The 19,313-nt window shown below is 73.6% G+C and carries 15 protein-coding genes; 10 read left to right on the plus strand and 5 right to left on the minus strand.

The window, feature by feature from the left end:
• Positions 1 to 40 precede the first annotated feature (40 nt).
• From ACWD4P_RS26750 to ACWD4P_RS26765, 4 genes are all read right to left on the minus strand, one after another.
• A complete protein-coding gene (locus ACWD4P_RS26750) occupies positions 41 to 1,297 on the minus strand; it encodes a glycoside hydrolase 5 family protein (protein WP_449781330.1) in 1,257 nt (418 codons plus the stop codon).
• Between the two features lie 57 nt (positions 1,298 to 1,354).
• The gene (locus ACWD4P_RS26755) at positions 1,355 to 2,281 is read right to left on the minus strand and encodes a carbohydrate ABC transporter permease (protein ID WP_359825215.1); all 927 of its coding nucleotides are present in this window, start codon (positions 2,279 to 2,281) and stop codon (positions 1,355 to 1,357) included.
• 4 nt (positions 2,282 to 2,285) lie between these two features.
• The gene (locus ACWD4P_RS26760; protein WP_449781331.1) at positions 2,286 to 3,158 is read right to left on the minus strand and encodes a carbohydrate ABC transporter permease; all 873 of its coding nucleotides are present in this window, start codon (positions 3,156 to 3,158) and stop codon (positions 2,286 to 2,288) included.
• Positions 3,159 to 3,392: 234 nt separating this feature from the next.
• Positions 3,393 to 4,682: an ABC transporter substrate-binding protein gene (locus tag ACWD4P_RS26765; RefSeq protein ID WP_449781332.1), complete on the minus strand. Its 1,290-nt coding sequence runs from the start codon at positions 4,680 to 4,682 to the stop codon at positions 3,393 to 3,395.
• Positions 4,683 to 4,870: 188 nt separating this feature from the next.
• Between ACWD4P_RS26765 and ACWD4P_RS26770 the strand changes: the two genes are divergently transcribed.
• The 4 genes from ACWD4P_RS26770 (at position 4,871) to ACWD4P_RS26785 (ending at position 13,701) form a co-directional block, all read left to right on the plus strand.
• Entirely contained in the window at positions 4,871 to 6,004 is a 1,134-nt protein-coding gene (locus tag ACWD4P_RS26770) for a LacI family DNA-binding transcriptional regulator (protein ID WP_449781333.1), read from the plus strand.
• A 240-nt stretch (positions 6,005 to 6,244) separates the two neighbouring features.
• Positions 6,245 to 8,701, plus strand: a complete 2,457-nt coding sequence (locus ACWD4P_RS26775; protein WP_449781334.1) for an endo-beta-N-acetylglucosaminidase — start codon at positions 6,245 to 6,247, stop codon at positions 8,699 to 8,701.
• A gap of 102 nt (positions 8,702 to 8,803) precedes the next feature.
• Positions 8,804 to 13,006 carry a glycoside hydrolase family 38 N-terminal domain-containing protein gene (locus tag ACWD4P_RS26780; RefSeq protein ID WP_449781335.1) on the plus strand — a complete coding sequence of 1,401 codons (4,203 nt, stop codon included), beginning with the start codon at positions 8,804 to 8,806 and terminating at the stop codon, positions 13,004 to 13,006.
• The gene (locus tag ACWD4P_RS26785; RefSeq protein WP_449781336.1) at positions 13,003 to 13,701 is read left to right on the plus strand and encodes a DUF7158 domain-containing protein; all 699 of its coding nucleotides are present in this window, start codon (positions 13,003 to 13,005) and stop codon (positions 13,699 to 13,701) included. Before ACWD4P_RS26780 ends, ACWD4P_RS26785 begins: the two co-directional genes overlap by 4 nt.
• A 124-nt stretch (positions 13,702 to 13,825) precedes the next feature.
• Here the strand turns inward: ACWD4P_RS26785 and ACWD4P_RS26790 are convergent, their stop codons facing one another.
• A complete protein-coding gene (locus ACWD4P_RS26790) occupies positions 13,826 to 15,049 on the minus strand; it encodes a serine hydrolase domain-containing protein (RefSeq protein WP_449781337.1) in 1,224 nt (407 codons plus the stop codon).
• Positions 15,050 to 15,458: 409 nt separating this feature from the next.
• Between ACWD4P_RS26790 and ACWD4P_RS26795 the strand changes: the two genes are divergently transcribed.
• From ACWD4P_RS26795 to ACWD4P_RS26820, 6 genes are all read left to right on the plus strand, one after another.
• On the plus strand, positions 15,459 to 15,956 hold the full coding sequence (locus ACWD4P_RS26795) for a TerB family tellurite resistance protein (RefSeq protein WP_359825195.1): 498 nt from the start codon (positions 15,459 to 15,461) through the stop codon (positions 15,954 to 15,956).
• A 255-nt stretch (positions 15,957 to 16,211) separates the two neighbouring features.
• Positions 16,212 to 17,258 (plus strand): alcohol dehydrogenase catalytic domain-containing protein, encoded by a 1,047-nt coding sequence (locus tag ACWD4P_RS26800; RefSeq protein ID WP_449781338.1) that lies wholly within the window; start codon positions 16,212 to 16,214, stop codon positions 17,256 to 17,258.
• Positions 17,259 to 17,405: 147 nt separating this feature from the next.
• Positions 17,406 to 17,942 (plus strand): DUF1707 SHOCT-like domain-containing protein, encoded by a 537-nt coding sequence (locus tag ACWD4P_RS26805; protein WP_449781339.1) that lies wholly within the window; start codon positions 17,406 to 17,408, stop codon positions 17,940 to 17,942.
• Between the two features lie 73 nt (positions 17,943 to 18,015).
• Positions 18,016 to 18,162 carry a CGNR zinc finger domain-containing protein gene (locus ACWD4P_RS26810; RefSeq protein WP_449781340.1) on the plus strand — a complete coding sequence of 49 codons (147 nt, stop codon included), beginning with the start codon at positions 18,016 to 18,018 and terminating at the stop codon, positions 18,160 to 18,162.
• 334 nt (positions 18,163 to 18,496) lie between these two features.
• The gene (locus ACWD4P_RS26815; RefSeq protein WP_449781341.1) at positions 18,497 to 18,862 is read left to right on the plus strand and encodes a hypothetical protein; all 366 of its coding nucleotides are present in this window, start codon (positions 18,497 to 18,499) and stop codon (positions 18,860 to 18,862) included.
• A gap of 164 nt (positions 18,863 to 19,026) precedes the next feature.
• The gene (locus ACWD4P_RS26820; protein ID WP_449781342.1) at positions 19,027 to 19,209 is read left to right on the plus strand and encodes a hypothetical protein; all 183 of its coding nucleotides are present in this window, start codon (positions 19,027 to 19,029) and stop codon (positions 19,207 to 19,209) included.
• Positions 19,210 to 19,313 lie beyond the last annotated feature (104 nt).

The raw sequence follows: 19,313 nt of genomic DNA on the forward strand, positions 1-19,313 counted from the left end.
GGCTGAGGTGGGCGGGGCGGGGGTTGCGAAGGGGGGCGGGCTAGCGGGAACGTGCGTCGGCGGGGCGCACCACCTCGGTGATGCCGCGCGCGGCGAGGTGGGCGCGGTCCTCGGCGCGCTCGGCGAGCACCGCCGTCGGTCGGGCGCCGTCCTCGGCGAGGCGCATGAACGCCTCGTACACCGGTCCGCCCGGGCCGCAGACCGAGCGGTTCGGCGAGGTGAGCTCGTCGCCGGTGGCGACCACCACGGCGGTGCCGCGCGGCTTCGGCGGCTGCCAGGACCGGCGGGCCTCGGCGGCGGCCTCGGCGAGCCGGGCACCGGCCGGCTTGACGGCGCGGTCGGTGGTCAACAGCCCGAGGCTGTACTCCAGTTCGGGGAAGTCGGCGAGCGAGCGGTCCACGTCGTGCGAGCACCACCAGGTGACGCCCCACACGTCGGGGCAGTCCAGCACGGCCTCGACGGTGGCGCCGGTGAAGCGGGCCGCGTCCTCGGCGGTGATGTGCGGGGCGGGCGCGCCGACCTCCTGCAGCCAGACCGGGCGGGCCGGGTCGTCGGCCCAGGCCTTGGACAGCTCGACCAGGTACGCGGCGTGCTGCGCGGTGGCGGTGGAGTGGGCGCCGTAGCGCTGGGCGGTGCCGTTGAACACCCAGGAGTGCACGGCGGTCACGGCGCCGAGCCGGGCCGAGTGCCAGGGCGTGAACGGGTGCTCGTCCAGGTACCAGGCCGCGTCGTAGGAGGCGTGCAGGTGCAGCCCGCCGGGGGCGCCCTGCTCGCAGGCGTCGAGCATCCGGCGCAGCCAGGCCTCGGCCTCGGCGGGGGTGGCCCGGTCGGGGTCGGGGTGCGGGCCGCCGGAGAACTGGTTGATCTCGTTGCCGAGCGTCATCCCGAGGAAGTTGGGCCGCTCGCGCAGCGCGCCGGCGAGGGTCCGCAGGTAGGAGGCCTGGCCGTCGAGCACCTCGGGGTCGGTGAAGATGTTGCGCCGGTGCCAGGTCTGCGTCCAGGACGGCAGGAAGTCGAAGCTGGACAGGTGGCCCTGCAGCCCGTCCACCGCGACGTCCAGCCCGCGCTCGCCGGCCGCGTCCACCAGGGCCGTCAGCTGCTCGACGGCGCGCGGGCGGATCAGGGTGCGGTTGGGCTGGAAGACCGGCCAGAGCGGGAACACCCGGACGTGGTCCAGGCCGAGGCCGGCGATGGAGTCGAAGTCTGCGCGCACGGCGTCGAGGTCGAAGTCGAGCCAGTGGTGGAACCAGCCGGCGCTGGGGGTGTAGTTGACGCCGAAGCGGGGAGCGGTGGTCATCGGGGGGGCTTCCTCAACGGGTTCGGGGCGTACGGTCGGTGGGCTTCCCTGGCCGGGCTATCCCTTGACGGCTCCCTCCTCGACGCCCTTGAAGAAGAAGCGCTGGCAGACGCCGAACACCACGACGATCGGCAGGAAGGCGATCATGGTGCCCGCCGCGATCAGCCGGGGGTTGGCGGAGAAGGTGCCGTTGAGGTACTGGAGCCCGACGGTGAGGGTGTACTTCTGGGGGTCGTTGAGCACGATCAGCGGCCACAGGAAGTCGTCCCAGGCGCCGATGAAGGTGAAGATCACGATCACGCTGAGCATGCCGCGCACGTTGGGCAGACCGATGTGCCACAGCCGCTGCCAGACGTTGGCGCCGTCGACCAGCGCCGCCTGGTCCAGCTCGGCCGGCACGGCGGCGAAGGCGGTGCGCATCAGCAGCACGTTGAGCATCGCGATCGCGCCGGGCAGGGCGACGCCGGCCAGGCTGTCGGCCAGGCCGAGGCTGCGCACCAGGACGTACTGGGAGACGATGGTGACCTCGCCGGGCAGGATCAGGGTGGCGAGGAAGAGACCGAGGACGAGCTTGGCGCCGCGGAAGCGCAGCCGGGCGAGCGCGTACCCGGCCAGCGTGCAGCCGACCACGTTGCCGGTGATGCAGACCACGGCGACGATCACCGAGTTGAGCGCGTAGGTCCACACCGGGATGACCTCGGCGACCTTGCCGTAGTTGTCCAGGGTGGGCTGGTCGGGCAGGAAGCTCGGGGTGCGGGTGTAGACGTCCTCGGCGGGGCCCTTGAGCGAGGTGGACAGCTGCCACAGGAAGGGGCCGATCACCAGCAGCAGGACCAGCGCCAGGAGCAGGTAGCGGGCGGCGGTCTGCGCGGTGGAGGGGGTGTTGAAGCCGCGGGCGGGCTTCCTCTGCTTCCCGGGCTTCACGGAGTTCCCGGGCTGTGCGGAGTCCGCGGGGGCGTGGTCGGAGGTACGGACGGTGGTCATGGGCTCAGGCCGCCTTCCGGTTCAGCCGCATCAGGAACAGCATCGGGCCGAGGGTGATGACGAACAGCAGCAGGCTGAGCGCCGAGGCGTAGCCCAGGTGGCCGTTGAAGCCGCGGCTGTATATCTGGATCAGCATCACCACCGACATGTCCCGTCCGCCGGGTCCGCCCTGGCCGTTGGAGAGCACGTACAGCTCGGAGAAGACGCGCAGCGAGCTCACCGAGATCAGCGCGGAGATCAGGATCATGGTCGGGCGCACCCCGGGCAGGGTGACGTGCCAGAACCGGTGCAGCGGGCCGGCGCCGTCCACGGCCGCCGCCTCGTGCAGCTCGCGCGGGACGTTGGCGAGGGCGGAGAGGTAGATGACCATGTAGTAGCCGAGGCCCTTCCAGACGGTCAGGGCGATCGCGCTGAACAGCAGCAGCCACCGGTCGGTCAGGAAGGGGACGGGGGAGTCGGCCAGGCCGCTCTGCCCCAGCAGGCCGTTGACCAGGCCGCGGTCGTCCAGCACCCAGCCCCAGATCAGCGCGACCACGACGGCGGAGGCGATCACCGGGGTGTAGAAGGCGGTGCGGAAGAAGGTGATGCCGGGGATCTTCCGCTGCACCAGCAGGGCGAGCAGCAGTGGCAGGACGGTCAGCAGGGGCAGGCAGACCAGCATGAACACGATGCTGTTGAGCAGGGCGTCGGCGAGCTGGTCGTCGTCCAGCAGCCGGCCGTAGTTCTCCAGGCCGGTGAACTGCCCGCCGCCCAGGGGCTTGGCGTTGGTGAAGGAGAGGATCACCGTGTTGACGGCCGGCCAGAGGTTGAAGACGGCCAGCCAGAGTATCGCGGGCCCGGCGAGCAGCCAGGGGGTGAACCAGCGCCGGTGGGTCATGCCTTGCCTTCCTGGGGCCTGGGGGCGGTGCGGGTGCCTGCCGGGGGTGCGGTGAGGGGGCGGATGCCCGCCGCCGGAGGCGGTGGTGGGGCGGGGAGCGGCGGGCGTGGGGGAGGGCCCGCCGCTGTGCGCCGGTACGGGTGGGGCGTGGCGGGCCGGGCTGCGTCCGGTGGGGGCGTGGCGGGCCGCGCTGCGCCCCGTGGGGCGTGACGGGCCGCGCTGTGCCCGGTGGGATCAGCCCTTGAGCAGCTTGTTGCACTGCTCGACGGCGGAGTCCAGCGCCTGCTTGGATCCGGTCTCGCCGCTGATGGCCAGCGCGAACTGCTGCTTGATGATGGTGCCCATCGCGTCGTCCACCTCGACGGGCTGGATCAGCTGGGCCTTGGCGAGCGAGGTGAAGGCGATCACCTTGGCGTCGCCCGCGTTGGTGCCGTCGCTCTTGCTGAAGAACGGGTCGTTCGCGGAGGCCTTGGTGGAGGGGAAGACGCTGGTCAGGTGGGCGAAGGCGGCCTGGTTCTCCGGGCTGGTCACCCAGCGGGCGAGGGCCACGGCGGCGGCCGGGTTCTTGGTGTTCTTCGGGATGGACAGGCCCTGGACGTACAGCGGCGGGGTGGCCATCGCGGGGGAGGGGACGACCTTCGGGGCGAGGGTCGGGTTGTCGGTGGCGAGGCTGGTGATGAAGTTGCCGCCGCCGGTGGTCCAGGCCGCGGTGCCGGAGCTGAAGAGCTTGGAGTTGCCGGCGTAGGTGTCGGTGAGCACCCCGTTCGGCATCAGGCCCTCCTTGAAGGCGTCGCGGTACTTGTCGAGCAGCGCGGCGGCCTCGGGGGTGTTGAAGGTGAAGCTCTTCCCGTCCTCGGACATGATCTTCACGCCGATGTTGTACAAGTCCCCGATTCCGGGCTTGCGGCTCATCAGGTAGGCCTGGCCGCCGGACTTCTCCTTCATCGTGCGGGCCTGGGCGATCAGCTCGTCCAGGCCCGTCGGGGGCTTCTGCGGGTCCAGGCCGTACTTGCTCAGGAGTTCCGAACTCCAGTAGTTCACATCGGTGTTGAGGTACCAGGGGTAGCCGAAGGTGCCCTGGTGGCCGTTGAACCGGTAGGCGTCCACACCGCCGGCCACGTACTCCTCGGCGAGCTTCGGGTCGGCCTTGGCGACGTCCAGCAGGACGTCCTTCTTCGCCAGCGGGAAGGCGAAGTCCGGCGGGAGGTTGACCACGTCGGGCAGGGTGCCGGCGGCGGCCTGGCTGAGCACCTTGTCGGAGTAGCCCTCGCCGGGCTGGTCGAGCCACTCGACCTCGACGCCCGGGTACTTCTTCTTGAAGCCGTCGATCACGCCCTGCATGTAGTCCGTGAACTTCGGCTTGAGCGCCCAGGTCTGGAGCGAGACCCTGCCCTTGACGTCGCCGGTGGCGGCCGCACTCGCCACCGCGTCGCTGTCCTTGGTGTCGCCGGAGCCGAGTCCGCAGCCGGTGAGGGCGGCGGCGGTGAGCGCGGTCGTGGTCAGTGCCGCCCAGATTCTTCGCATGAGGGTCTCCCGGTCCTGGGGGTGGGTGGGGGATCGTGCCGAGCTTCGGGGTGTCGTCCCGGGACCGCGGGGGTGGCCGGATCTCGGGGTTGTGTCGGATTCCGCAACCTGACTTACTAAACCGGTCTAGCTATGCCAGGGACTATGCTCCCGCCTAAACTTGGATGTCAAGAGAGGAGTCGGATTCTGTGGGCAGACCGACGATCGCCGACATCGCCCGCCAGGCCGGTGTCTCCAAGGGCGCGGTGTCCTTCGCGCTCAACGGCCGCCCGGGCGTCAGCGAGGCGACCAGGGCCCGGATCCTGCGGGTCGCCGAGGAGATGAACTGGCGCCCGCACAGCGCCGCGCGGGCCCTGGGTGGAGCCCGGTCCGACGCCGTCGGCCTGGTGATCGCCCGGCCGGCCCGCACCATCGGTGTCGAGCCGTTCTTCAGCCAACTGCTGTCCGGTCTCCAGGCGGTGCTCTCGGCCGGCTCGATCGCGCTGCACCTGATGGTGGTCGAGGACACCGCCGCCGAGATCGAGGTCTACCGGGGCTGGGCCTCCGAGCACCGGGTGGACGGCTTCATCGTGGTCGACCTCCAGGTCAGGGACCCGCGCCTGCCGGTGCTGGACGAACTGGGGCTGCCCGCGGTGGTGCTGGGCGGGCCCGGCAAGGGCGGCAACCAGCTGCGGATCTGGGCCGACGACCGGGAGGCGATGCTCTCGATCGTCGACTACCTGGCCGCCATCGGCCACCGCCGGATCGCCCACCTCGCCGGGCTGCCGCACTTCCAGCACACCCAGCGGCGGATCCGCGCGCTGCGCGACGCCTCGCGCCGGCTCGGGCTGGAGGAGGCGGTGTCGGTGCCCACCGACTTCAGCGACGCCGAGGGCGCGGCCGCCACCAGGACCCTGCTGTCCCGGGCCCGGCGGCCCACCGCGATCGTCTACGACAGTGACGTGATGGCCGTCGCCGGGCTCGGCGTGGCGGGGGAGATGGGCGTCGCCGTCCCGGGCGAGCTGTCCATCGTCTCCTTCGACGACTCGGTGCTCGCCCGGATCGTCCACCCGCCGCTGACCGCGCTCAGCCGCGACACCTTCGCGCTCGGGGAGCAGGTCGCGCGCAGCCTGCTGGAAGCGCTGGACGGCGCCGAGCCGGGGCGGGACCTCCAGATGCCCACGCCGCGGCTGACGGTGCGGGAGTCCACCTCGCCGCCGGGGGCCGGGCCGGCCGTTCCCCCCGCGGTTTCCTCCGCGGCCTCCTCGGCGGCTTTCGCCGCGGTTTCCCGCTCCGGGGTGGATGCTGCGCACATCGTTGACAGCGGTTCTGAACCGGTTTAGCCTCGCAGCGCCGAGCGGCCACCGCTCGGCGCGCTCCGCCGCACCCGTCCGGCTCCCGCTGCCGGTCCCGCCGCTCCCACCGCCGCGCCCCTCCGTTCCCCGCCGCTCCCGTGCGCGCCGGGGGAACCCGGCGGCGGTGCCGCCCCACCCGACCCAGCACCGGCACGCCCGCATGCGGCCGGCCCCCGTCCACGACGGCGGGCCCGCCCCCACCCTCCTCCGCTCGATCGGAGCCACCGCATGTCACGACGCCTCCCCCTGCTGCTCAGCGCCGTCCTCGCGACGGCCGCCCTGACCGCCACCCCCGCGGCCCGGGCCGACCCGATACCCGCCGGGGCACCCGCCCCCGGACCCGCGGCCACCGCCGGCCCGGGCACCCAGCCCTTCGCCTCGTACTGGTACCCCAACAGCATCCTGACCTGGGACCCGGCCACCGACCCGGACGCCCGCTTCAACCGCTCCCGCGTCCCGCTCCAGCCGCGCACCAGCGACCCGGCCCTGCGGGCCAACCCCAACGCCCGCACCGGCGAAGGAAAGATCGCCTCGCTGGTCTCCTTCGGCCCCACCTCCGACAACCCCTCCCAGGGGTCCGCCGACCCGAACTACTACGCCTTCGGCTACTGGCAGTACGTCGACAAGCTGGTCTTCTGGGGCGGCTCGGCCGGCGAGGGCCTGATCCTCGCCCCCAACCCGACCGTGATCGACGCCGCCCACCGCAACGGCGTCAAGGTGTACGGCACGGTCTTCTTCCCGCCCGGCGCGTACGGCGGCCAACTCCAGTGGGTGCGCGACTTCGTCCAGAAGTCCGGCAGCCGCTACCCCGTCGCGGACAAGCTCGTCCAGGCCGCGCAGTACTACGGTTTCGACGGCTGGTTCATCAACCAGGAGACCGGCGGCGGGGACTCGGCCCTGGCCGGCGAGGTGCGCAACCTGATGCAGTACACCAAGGCGCAGAGCGGCACCGAGTTCATGTGGTACGACGCGATGACCACCTCCGGCGCGGTGAACTGGCAGAACGCCCTCACCTCCGCCAACTCGCCGTTCCTGCAGGATGGTTCGAAGCGCACCTCGGACTCGATGTTCCTGAACTTCGGCTGGTCGGCGAACGGCCTGGACTCCTCCCGGACGCTGGCCCGCCGGCTCGGCCGCAGCGAGTACGAGCTCTACACCGGCATCGACACCGAGGCCAACGGCTACAACACCGGCGTGGACTGGAACTCCCTCTTCCCGACCGGGAAGCCGCACACCACCTCGCTCGGCCTCTACCGCCCGGAGTGGACCTGGAAGTCCGCCACCGACCGCGCCGACTTCTACGCCAAGGACGCCCGCTACTGGATCGGCGCGAACAACGACCCCTCCCGGATCGACCTCTCGGCGAGCTGGCCCGGCCTGGCCGGCTACGTCGCCGAGTCCTCGCCGATCACCGCCAAGCCCTTCGTCACCACCTTCGACACCGGGCAGGGCGACTTCTACAACGCGGCCGGCACCCGGGTCGCCACCGGCGGCTGGAACAACCTCTCGCTCCAGGACGTCCCGCCCACCTACCGTTGGGTCGTCGAGTCGGCCGGCAGCAGGCTCACCCCGTCCGTCGACTTCACCGACGCCTACCAGGGCGGCTCCTCGCTGCGGCTGAGCGGAAAGCTGGACGCCGCCAACACGGTGCGGCTGTACCAGACGAAGCTCGCGGTCGCCGCGAACACCAAGCTGGACGTGGTGGTCAAGACCCCGGCCGCCGGGCCCACCAGGCTCAAGGCCGCGCTCTCCTTCACCGACGCCCCGGGCAGCTTCACCACGATCGACGTCGGCCCCGACTCCGGCACCGGCTGGGAGCGGCACACCCTCGACCTCTCCCCGTACGCGGGCCGCACCGTCGCCCAGATCGCCCTGCGGGTCGAGGGCAGCGACCCGGCGTACGACCTGCGCGTCGGCCAGATCGCCCTCTACGACGGCTCGGTGGAGACCCCGGCGGCACCGCCCGGCCTCACCGTCCTCGGCGCGAGCGACGTGACGCCCGGCTCCAGCCAGTCGCTGCGGCTGTCCTGGACGGCGGCGCCCGGCGGCAACGTGCACCACTACGAGGTCTACCGGCGCAACGCGGACGGCAGCCGCACCTTCCTCGGCGCCACCCCCAACGACGCGTACTTCGTCGGGCGGCTCGACCGGGCGGGCGGCGAGAACGCCACCACGGTGGACGTCGAGGCGGTGTCCACCACCTACGGGCGCTCCACCGCCGCCTCCACGACCGTGAGTTGGACCGGCACCCCGCCGACCTCCACCAACCTGGCGCTGAACCGCCCGGCCACCGCCTCCGGCCAGTGCAACGCCGACGAGGGCCCGGCCAAGGCCGTCAACGGCAGCGTCGGCGGCGGGACGAGCGACAAGTGGTGCACCCTGAGCTCCGCCAAGTGGCTCGAAGTGGACCTCGGTTCGGCGAAGCAGCTGTCGAAGTTCGTGGTCAAGCACGCCGCGGCCGGCGGCGAGAGCGCCTCCTACAACACCCGCGACTTCACCATCCAGGTCCGGTCGGGCACGGGCGATCCCTGGACCACCGTCGCCGACGTCACCGGCAACACGGCCGGCACGACGAGCCACCCGGTGAACGCCACCGCCCGCTACGTCCGGCTGGTGGTCGACACGCCCGCCCAGACCACCGATCCGGCCGCCCGCGTCTACGAGTTCGAGGCCTGGGGCGCGTAACCCGACGAGCCGGGGCCCGGGCCCCGGGCCCGCCGCGCGCAGCCCGAGGACCGGGCCCGAGCCCCGCCGCGCCACTCGCCGTGCCAGAGGAAAGGAACCCCCGTGCCGGTCACCATCACCGCCGTCGAGAGCACCGACCTGTTCGTCGGCCCCGAGGACGCCCCGCGCCAAGTGCTGCGGGTGCGGCTGGAGGGCCCGGCCGCCCGGATCACCGTCCGCGGCCCGGGCGTCCGCGGCGAGGCGACCGGCACGGGGCCGGTCGACGTCCCGCTGGAGATCGACGGGGCCTCTCCCGGGGACGAACTGCCCGTCACCGTCAGCGCCGAGGGCGCGACCGCCGACGCCCTCCTGGAGGTCGCCGAGCCCGGCTGGACGATGTTCATGGTCTCCCACTTCCACTACGACCCGGTCTGGTGGAACACCCAGGCCGCCTACACCTCCCCCTGGGAGCTGCTCTCCGCCGACGCCACCACCCGGCCGCTGTGGGAGCGCAACGGCTTCGCCCTCGTCGACGCGCACCTGGACCTCGCCCTGCGGGACCCGGTGTACAAGTTCGTGCTCGCCGAAGTCGACTACCTGAAGCCCTACTTCGACCAGCACCCGGAGCGCCGCGAGACCCTGCGGCAGCTGCTGGACCGCGGCCAGGTCGAACTCGTCGGCGGCACCTACAACGAGCCGAACACCAACCTCACCGGCGCCGAGACCACCATCCGCAACATCGTCCACGGCATCGGCTACCAGCGGGACATCCTCGGCGGCGACCCCAGGACGGCCTGGCAGCTCGACGTGTTCGGGCACGACCCGCAGTTCCCCGGCCACCTCGCCGCGGCCGGCCTCACCGGCAGCGCCTGGGCGCGCGGCCCGTTCCACCAGTGGGGCCCGATCCAGAAGAACTTCCGCGAGGCCAAGGACGACGCCCGGGTGATGCAGTTCCCGAGCGAGTTCGAGTGGATCGCCCCCGGCGGCGAGGGCGTCCTCACCCACTACATGCCGCACCACTACTCGGCCGGCTGGTGGATGGACTCCTCGGCCGACCTCGCCACCGCCGAACAGGCCGTCCACGAGCTCTTCCGCAAGCTCAAGCCGGTCGGCGCGACGAAGAACCTGCTGCTGCCGGTGGGGACGGACTACACCCCGCCGAACAAGTGGGTCACCGAGATCCACCGCTCCTGGGCCGCCAAGTACCTCTGGCCCCGGTTCGTCTGCGCCACCCCGCGCGACTTCCTCGACGCCGTCCGCGCCGAACTCGCCGCCACCGGTCGTCGGCCCAGCCCGCAGACCCGCGACATGAACCCGGTGTACACCGGCAAGGACGTGTCGTACATCGACACCAAGCAGGCCCAACGCGCCGGTGAGGTCGCGGCCGTGGACGCAGAGAAGCTCGCCACGCTCGCCTCCGTGCACGGCCTCGGCCGCTACCCGACCGCCGCGCTGGACAAGGTCTGGCGCCAACTCGCCTACGGCGCGCACCACGACGCGATCACCGGCTCCGAGTCCGACCAGGTGTACCTGGACCTCCTCGGCGGCTGGCGGGAGGCCTACGACCTCGCCTCCGGCGTGCGGGACGCGGCACTGGACGCGCTCTGCGCACAGATCTCCACGACGGGCGCGGGCCGGGCCCTCGTGGTGACCAACACGCTCTCCTTCGACCGGACCGGCCTCGTCACGGTCGAACTTCCCGACGGCGAACGGTCGGTGCGGGTGCTGGACGACCGGGGCGAGCCGGTGCCCAGCGCCGTCGACCGGGGAACGCTGCGCTTCCTGGCCGCCGACGTGCCGGCGCTCGGCTGGCGCACCTGGCGGCTGGTGGACGGCGTCGCGGAGCGGCCGTGGACGGCCGCCGACGGTTTCACGATCGAGGGCGAGCGGTACCGGGTCACCGCCGACCCGGCCCGCGGCGGCGGCCTCACCTCCGTCCACGACCTGCTGAACGGAAGGGAGTTGATCCAGGACGGCCGGATCGGCAACGAGCTGCGGGTGTACGAGGAGTACCCGCAGCACCCCGACTTCGGCGAGGGCCCGTGGCACCTGGTGCCCAGCGGCCCGGTGGTCGGCTCCGGAACCGGCGGGGCGGCGGTCCGCCGGGAGACCGGGCCGCTCGGTGAGCGCCTGGTGATCGAGGGCACCGTCGACTCCGTCCGCTACGAGCAGACCGTCACGCTCTGGCGCGGCCTGGACCGGGTGGACTGCCGCACCCGGGTGCTGGACTACTCCGGCGCCGACCGGCTGCTGCGGCTGCGCTTCCCGGTGGACGTCCCCGGCGGGCTGCCGGTCAGCGAGGTCGCGGGCGCGGTCGTCGGACGCGGCTTCGCGATGCCGGACGTGGACGCGGCGGAGGCGCCGTGGACCCTCGACAACCCGGCCAACACCTGGTTCGGGCTCGGCGCCACCGCGCGCGTCGACCTCACCGACCCCACGGGTACGGCCCTCGGCTCGCGTGCCCTCGGTGTGGCCGAGGTCGTCGTCCCCGCCCTGGACGACGCGGCCGACGCCCGTCCGCTGGTCGTCGCCCTCGCCCGGGTCGGGGTCACCGCCACCACCTCGGGGGCGGACTGGGCGCGGTACGGCTGGCTGGACGTGGACTCCAACCTGCCGGACTTCCGGGTCGTGGTCGGAGGGCCGGAAGTCAACGAGGCCGCACGGGAGTTGCTCGCCTCGGCAGGGGCGGAGCACGCGGCCGTCCTGAAGGAGCGGGGCGCGGTGTGGGTGCCCGCCCTGACCCCGCTCGCCGAGGTCTGGCGCCCGGACGCCGACCTGCGCGACCTGCGGGCCCTGCCCGCCCTCGTCGTCACCGACGTGGCGGCGCTGGTCGACGACCTGGCCGACGCGCGTGTCACCGCCGTCTGCCCGTCGGCCGTCCCCTCGTCGGCCGTCCCCCCGTCGGAGCAACTCGCCGACCACACCGTGGCGTTGCTGAGCTTCGGCCTGCCCGGCTTCGCGGTCGACGCCACCGGCGCGCTGCACCTGTCCCTGATGCGCTCCTGCACCGGCTGGCCCTCGGGCGTCTGGATCGACCCGCCCCGGCGCACCCTGCCCGACGGGGCGTCCTTCCAACTCCAGCACTGGACCCATGAGTTCGACTACGCCCTGGTGGCCGGTGACGGCGACTGGCGGGACCAGGCACTGCCCGCCCAGGGGCAGGAGTTCAACCACCCGCTGTACGCCCGGATCACCCCGGCGCAGGAGAGGCCGCTGCCGGCCGCGCTGTCCTGGCTGCGGGTCGAGCCGCAGCGCGAGGTGCTGCTGGGGACGCTCAAGCCGGCCGGCAACCCGATCGCCCAGGGCTCGGCGGCTCCGGTCGGCCCCGAACTCACCGTCCGGCTGGTCGAGGCGACCGGCCTCGGACGGTCGGCGCGGCTCAGCGGCGCCCTCGGGCTCGACTCCTTCCGGGCTGCCGACCTGCTGGAACGCCCGCTCCCCGCCGATGAGCCGGCCCTCGACCTCGCCGGTTCACGGATCGCCACCCTGCTCGCGACCCCGGCCGTCACCGCTTCGCCGGGCGAGGCGGAACTCGGCCCGACGGCGGAGGTCGCCCAGCCCGTCCACGCCCGCTACTGGCTCCACAACCGGGGCCCCGCACCACTGGGCTACCTGCCGGTGTCCGTCGGCGCCTCGCCCGGACTGCTGCGGACGGCGGGCGAGCCGGTGGAGCTCTCGGTCGCCCTCTCCTCCCAGCTGCGGGACACCGCCGTCGAGGGCACCGCCGCGGTGCTGCCGCCCGAGGGCTGGGCGACCAGCCTCGGCAGCCGCCCGTACCGGCTCGAAGCCGGAGCGCACCTGCGCTTCCCGGTCACCCTCACTCCGCCGGCCGGAACCGAGCCCGGGCTGTACTTCGCGGCCGTCCGGATCGAGCACGACGGGCAGCGGATCGAGGACGTGGTGACCGTCGCCGTCGGCGACCTGCCCGGCCTCCTTCCTGTCCCCGGTGACGCCCCCGAGGACTGGACGATCGCCCAGGGCACCAAGGCCGGCACCGGCCGCGACACCGGCCTGGACGTCGAGGTCGCGCAGGAGACCCTGCGAATCGCCCCCGGCGGCCGGGCCGCCCTCGCCGTCACCCTGACCAACCGCACCCGGGGCGAGATCCGCGGCGAGCTGCAGCTGGTCTCCCCGTGGGGTGCGTGGGAGGCCGTCGCCGACCCGCTGCGCGGCTTCACCGTCCCCGCCGGTGGTGCGCTGGTGGTCGAATTCCCCATCACCGTCCCCGAATCCGCCGACCCCGGCTCGTCCTGGGCCCTCGCCAAGGTGATGTGGTTCGGCCGCTGCCAGTACGCCCCGACCGTGGCCCTGGTGGTGGAGGCATGACCGCGCTCGGACTGCTCGACGGACGCCCGGTCCCCAGGACGGCCCTCGACCACCGCCTCGCCGCCCTCCGCGCCGGCCCGCGCGCCACCGCCCTTCCACGGCCCGGGAGTTCGGAGGACCGCCAGCTCACCCGCTGGGTCGCCCAGGTGCTGCTGACCGAGGCCCTGTGCGAGGCGGTGGCCGCCGAACGCGACCTGCCCGCGGGCCCTGACGGCCTCGCCCGGCTCGACCACCGGGCCGCCGTCGAACTCGGCTCGATCACCGCGGCCGCCTACGAGGGCAACCCGGCCGTCCGCGCCGTCTACGCGTCGGTGACGGCCGACACCGAGCCCTCACCCGCCGACGTCGCCCACTACCGCACCATGACCACCCGCCCGGCGGCCGAACGCTGGAGACTCGCCCTCCCCGACGGCGCGCTGGAGGCCGGCCCCGACACTCTCCCCGTCGCCCTCGCCGAGGCCCTCCGCGCGGCGCCGCCGGGCGAGTGGGTCACCGCCGGCCCCTGGACAGCCGCCCTCCTCGCCACCACGACGACTCCTGCGGACGACGACCCCACCCCCGCCCTGCGGGACGCCACCCGCCGAGCGGCCTTCGTCCGCTGGCTCGACCATGAACGTTTCCAACGCCTCACCCTGGTAGAGGGGTTGGAGCACCCCGGAGACCCCGCCCAACCCGACAACCACCACCGCCACTGAGCGGCCGACCCCCGCCCGCCGCGCTCACCCCGAGCACGGCGGGCGCGGGCCTGCCGACGGACGACCGACCGGACACATCGCCGCCCGGGCGTCGGCCGCCGGGAGCGTTGCGGCCGGGCCGGCGTCAGGCGGGTCGGCCGGCGCAGGCCGCGGCGGTGACCAGGTCGGTGAAGGCGGCTTCGGAGGCGTGCATCCCGGCGGGGTCGTACGGGTTGCGGGAGAGGACGACCTGGCGGCGCCCGGTGTCGTCGCTGAGCATGATGCTGCTGTAGCCGATGCTGTCGCCGCGGTGGCCCCAGAAGTCCCCGCACGGGGTGGGCGTGCGCTCCAGGCCGAGGCCGTAGTCGGCGCCGCGGCCGAGGCCGGTGGTGTGCTTCATCTCGGCGAGCTCGGCGGGCCCGAGCAGCCGCCCTCCGAGCAGTGCGGACAGGAAGGCGGCCAGGTCGGCGGTGGTGGAGATGCCGGTGCCGGACGGACCGGCGACGCTCGGGTCGAACAGCGTGATGTCCGCCGGGCCGCCGGGCAGGGGGGTGTAGGCGCGGGTGTGACGGCCGGGGACGGTGGGGTCGTTCTCCGGCAGGGTGGTCCCGTTCAGGCCGAGGGGCCGGATGATCCGGCGGTCGACCTCCTGCTGCCAGCTGCGGCCGGTGGTCTTCTCGACGACCATGCCGAGCAGGATGTAGCCGGTGTTGGAGTAATGCCAGTCCTGGCCCGGCGGGAAGTACTCGGGGTGGCTCTCGGCGACGGCGACGAGTTCCGCCTTCGTCCACGACTTCCAGCGGTCGGTGCTGAGCCAGGTCCGGAACGAGGCCTCGTCGGCGTAGGCGAAGGCCGGGTCCGAGGTGTAGTTGTAGATGCCGCTGGTGTGGTTGAGCAGTTGGCGGACGCTGATGCCGGCGCCGCCGCGCACGACGCCGGGAAGGTGCCGCTCGACGGGGTCGTCCAGGCCGATCCGGTGTTCCGCGACGAGTTGGAGGACGACGGTCGCCACGAAGGTCTTGACGGCGCTGCCGATCCGGAAGCGGTCGCGGGCCGCGGCGGGCTCGCCGGTGGTGAGGTCGGCGGTGCCGGCCGCGCCCTTCCACAGGGTGCGGCCGTCCTCGCTGACCCGGCCGATCGCGGCGGTGGCACCGCCCGGCGCCACCACGGCGCGCAGTCCGGCGTCCAGCGCCGTCCGGTCGACCCGACGCCCCGTGGCCGCCGCCGCGTCGCCGGTGCTCCCACCGCGGGCGCTCCCACCGCCGGCGTCCCGCGCGCTCGCGGCCGGGATCACCCCGGCCACCAGACCCGCTCCCGCCAGCACGACCGCCGCCATCCGAACGGCTCTGCTCGTCGACGTCCTCACCATGGCAACCTCCGTGATCTCCACCGGAAGTCGTCCTCAACTTCCGTTCGTGGTCTGGTGGTTGAAACCATCCCAGCGTTCCGGTGGCGGATCGTCGGACTCTGGGCCGACCTCGTCTCCCCACCAGGTCGTAGCCGTCCGGCCGAACGGCTACGACCTGCGCACGGGCCCGACCCCGACGGCCCCCGGAGGCTGGGCCCCGGCGCCCTCCGGGGTGCGCCCGCCCACCAGTGCGGCAGCGCCCGGGGCCGGCCCGGTCGGGGTGGTTCCGGCTTCCGGCCGGGGCCCCATCGCCTGACGGAGTGAACCTGCCCGGACTCGGCCGCCCGCGCACCGCGGGAGCGCCGAGGATCGGGTGCCGTGAGCCGGACGCCGTCGGAGGCCGGACCGGCCGGAATCGGGAGGACACGACGTGGACCCAGCGGAACTGCTGCCGATGAGCGACCTGTGCCAGGAGCTGTACGGCCTGTCGGGCGCCACCCGGGAGGCCTTCCTCAACTACGGCAAGGCCCTGATGGTGATCGCCGGAGCCGACGGCGAGGTCAGCGCGCCGGAACTCGACTGGCTGCTCGACCACCAGCGGCGGATGGGCGCGCCGGAGGACGTCATCCAGGCCTACCGGGAGTTCGACTTCCGCACGGCCGACCTCAACGACCTGCTCCCGGCCATCCGCACCGACGTGGAGACCTGGCAGGCCGCCCCGCACCTCGTCTACCACGCCATCAAGATGTCCGGTGCGGACGGTGTCTACGCGGCGGAGGAACGGGCCCAGGTCCTCCGGGCGGCCCGGCTGATGGGCGTGCCCGACGACATCGTGCTGTCCCTGCACGCCCTGGTGGACATGGAGCAGGCGGTGCACGACCTGCGCGCCGCGCTCTTCCATGTCAGCAGCGCGACCGACGCCGGCTGACGCGGGCCGACGCGGGCGTGCACCGACCGGCGGATGTGGGGAGCGGCCGGCGGATGCGGGCGCCAACGGGGGCGGGCCGGTGCCGCGAGGCTGCCGCGGCGCGGCAGCCTCGGTCCGGCGGTGCGAGGACAAACGGCGGCGGACGTACCAAGCTGGTGGGGGAGCGGCGGGCGCGGTCCCGCCACCGCCCCGTGCAGTAGGCCGCAGCCGGAAGAGGTCCGTACCCGGCAGTAGTCCGTACAGAAGGGTTCCGCCATGGCAGCCACCCCGTCCCCGTCCTCCGGCGGTCCGCAGCGCGCCGTGCGGATCGCCGCCCCGGGCGCGGCGCCCGAGCTGGAGGAGGTCCCGGCCCGCGAGCCGGGGCCGGGGGAGGTGCGGATCGCCGTGGAGGCGTGCGGCGTCTGCCACTCGGACCTGCTGATCGCCGGCGGTGCCCTGCCGGGCACGACCTTCCCGGTCACCCCCGGTCACGAGATCGCCGGCCGCATCGACGCCCTCGGCGAGGGGGTGGACGGCTGGAAGGCCGGCGACCGGGTCGCGGTCGGCTGGTACGGCGGAAGCTGCGGGCGCTGCGACGCCTGCCGGTCGGGTGACGGCATCCACTGCCCCGAGCTGCGGGTGCCCGGCGCGGCCTACCCGGGCGGCTACGCCGACAGCGTCGTCGTCCCCGCCATGGCCCTGGCCGCGATCCCCGACGAGCTGACCGCCGCCGAGGCCGCCCCGCTGGCCTGCGCCGGGATCACCGTCTTCAACGCCCTGCGCCGTTCGGCCGCCGGGCCCGGTGACACCGTCGCCGTCCTGGGGCTGGGCGGGTTGGGCCATCTGGGGGTCCAGTTCGCCCGCGCGATGGGTTTCCGTACCGTGGCCATCGCCCGCGGCGCGGAGAAGGAGCCGCTGGCGCGCGAGCTCGGCGCCGAGCACTACGTCGACAGCACCGCCGTCGACGTCGCCCAGGCCCTGCGGGCGCTCGGCGGGGCCAAGGTGGTCCTGTCGACCGTCACCAACGCCGACGCCATGTCCGCGACCGTCGACGGGATCGGCCGGCGCGGTGAGCTCGTCGTCATCGGCGTCTCCGTCGACGCGCTGGCGATCAGCCCGTTGCAACTGATCACCAACGACCGTCGGGTCTACGGCCACTCCTCGGGCACTGCCGTGGACACCGAGGACACCCTGCGCTTCGCGGCCCGCACCGGCGTGCGGGCGTGGATCGAGGAGGTGCCGCTGGAGGAGACCGCCGCCGCGGTGGCCAGGATGGCGAGCGGCCGGGCCCGCTTCCGCATGGTCGTCACCACCGGCCGCTGACGGCTCTCCGCCGACTGCCGGCCGCCGATTGCCGATTGCCGACTGCCGACTGCCGACTGCCGATTGCCGATTGCCGAAACGTCTTCCGCCGGAGGGCAGTTCCTGCCGCGCCGTGACCCGTCCCCGGAGCGCCGTTAGAGTGAGGCAATGACCGCCGCGCCGCAAGAGTCACCGATCACCGACGCCGAACGCGACGAGGCCGTGGCACGCCTGCAGGAGGCGTTCACCGAAGGGCTCCTCTCCTCCGAGGAGATGGACGACCGCCTCCACGGGGTGCTCACCGCGAAGACGCGCGCCGACCTCGCACCGTCCCTGGCCTCGCTCCCCGAACCCGCCCCGGACACCGTCCCCACCATCGCCGCCGTCGGCGGGCGGCTGGTGCGCCGGGGCGCGTGGCGGGTTCCGCGCAGCTTCAAGGTGATGTCCGCCTTCGGCCGGGTGCGCCTGGACCTGTCGAAGGCGGTCATCGAACACCCGGTGATCGAGATCGAGTTGGGGCTCGGTACGGGCAGTGCCAGGATCACCGTCCCGCACGGGGCCGTCGTCGACATCGACGGCTTCCAGGGCGGCTGGAAGGACGTGCGCTACACCCCGCCCCGCCGCGCCTCCGCGGGCACCCCGACGATCCGGATCACCGGGACCTCGGGCCTCGGCCGGCTGAAGATCCGGCACGCCCGGTTCTGAGGCCCACCACCGTACGAGGGCAGCCCCGGGAGACGGGCCCTCGCACTACGCCGAGGGGAGCGCCCCCTCCTCCGTGGACAGTGGACAGTACGCGGCGCCGGGCTGCGAGCGCTTCTCCATCGACACCGGTCGCCGCACCCCCCAGCGCTTCCGCAGTCCGCGCTGCGCCACCCGCGTCCGCGTCGCCGCCCACCGGGGGCGGAAGGAGGAGCGGCCCTGAGCCCCGACCGGCATGTGTTCGGGTGCTCCGACCAACGGCCGGCCCGGGACCCCCGCTGTCGAACTCCGGGCCGGGGCTCGCGCGCGCGGGCGACCGCCGGGCCTCGCCTCCGCGGTGCTGGGCGTGTCCCTGGGGCGGCTGTGCCGCCCCGGTGCCCCCGGTGAGGGATGTCAACGCCCCTGCCCCACTCCGCCGTTGACGAAGCTCGTTCGGCCGGGTCACGCTCGTCGGACCGCCGGGGCGGGCGGCCCGACGAGCCGCGCGTGTCGCACGCCGCACGCCGCACGCCGCACCGGCCCGGATGTCCACTGCGCACCCGTATGGAGGTACCGCCATGTCCAAGCGCCGTCTCGCCGTCCCCGGAGCCGCCGTCGCCGCTCTGACCCTCGCCGCCCTCTTCCTCCCGGCCGCCGGCGCCCAGGCCGCGCCGCCCGCCGACTCCTGCACCAACAACTGGAGCATCGACTCCGGTGAGGGCTACGCGAACGGGAAGTGGTGCAACTACGACACCAAGGTCGTCGGCACGGTGCACGACACCAAGGCGGACGGCCGCTGTCCCTACGTGCGCGGCAGGCTCTCCAACGGCGGCTACGCCGACAGCGACTGGGCCGGCGGCAAGGGCAAGTCCCGCGCCATCACCCTCCGCGCCCCCTCGGGCGCCCGCTTCACCGGCCTCAGCATGCAGTACATCAGCTGCTGACACCGGACGGCACCCGCTGGGCGTCGACCACGGGCGGGCCCCGGCCGGAGGCCTCGTCGGGGTTCCCTCTGGGCCGGTGGTGCACCGCCAGAACCAGGCGCCCGGCGGCCTCTCCTCCTCCGCGCCGACGACCGTCCCGGGCCGCGCGTGATGCCCTGGGCGGTGTGCACGGTCGAGCGCCGTCCGGGCCGCCTCCAGGGCGCCCGGGCGGTTCCCTCCCGGGCTGCGCCACCCGTGGCGGCGTCACCGAGGACGGCCGGGCCGCCGACGTCGCGGTGACCGCCACCGTGTCCGCCGACGTCGGGCAGCGGATGTCCGACGCCGTCGAGGCCGCCCTCTGCGGCTGAGGCCGCGGGAACCCGTAGCCCTCGTACAGCTGGAGGCCGGCGCCGGTGAAGAACAGTCCCAGCTCGCGCCGGAGCGTGGAGCCGCCGCACATCACGCTGCGCAC

This window comes from Kitasatospora sp. NPDC002543 (genome assembly GCF_053594915.1).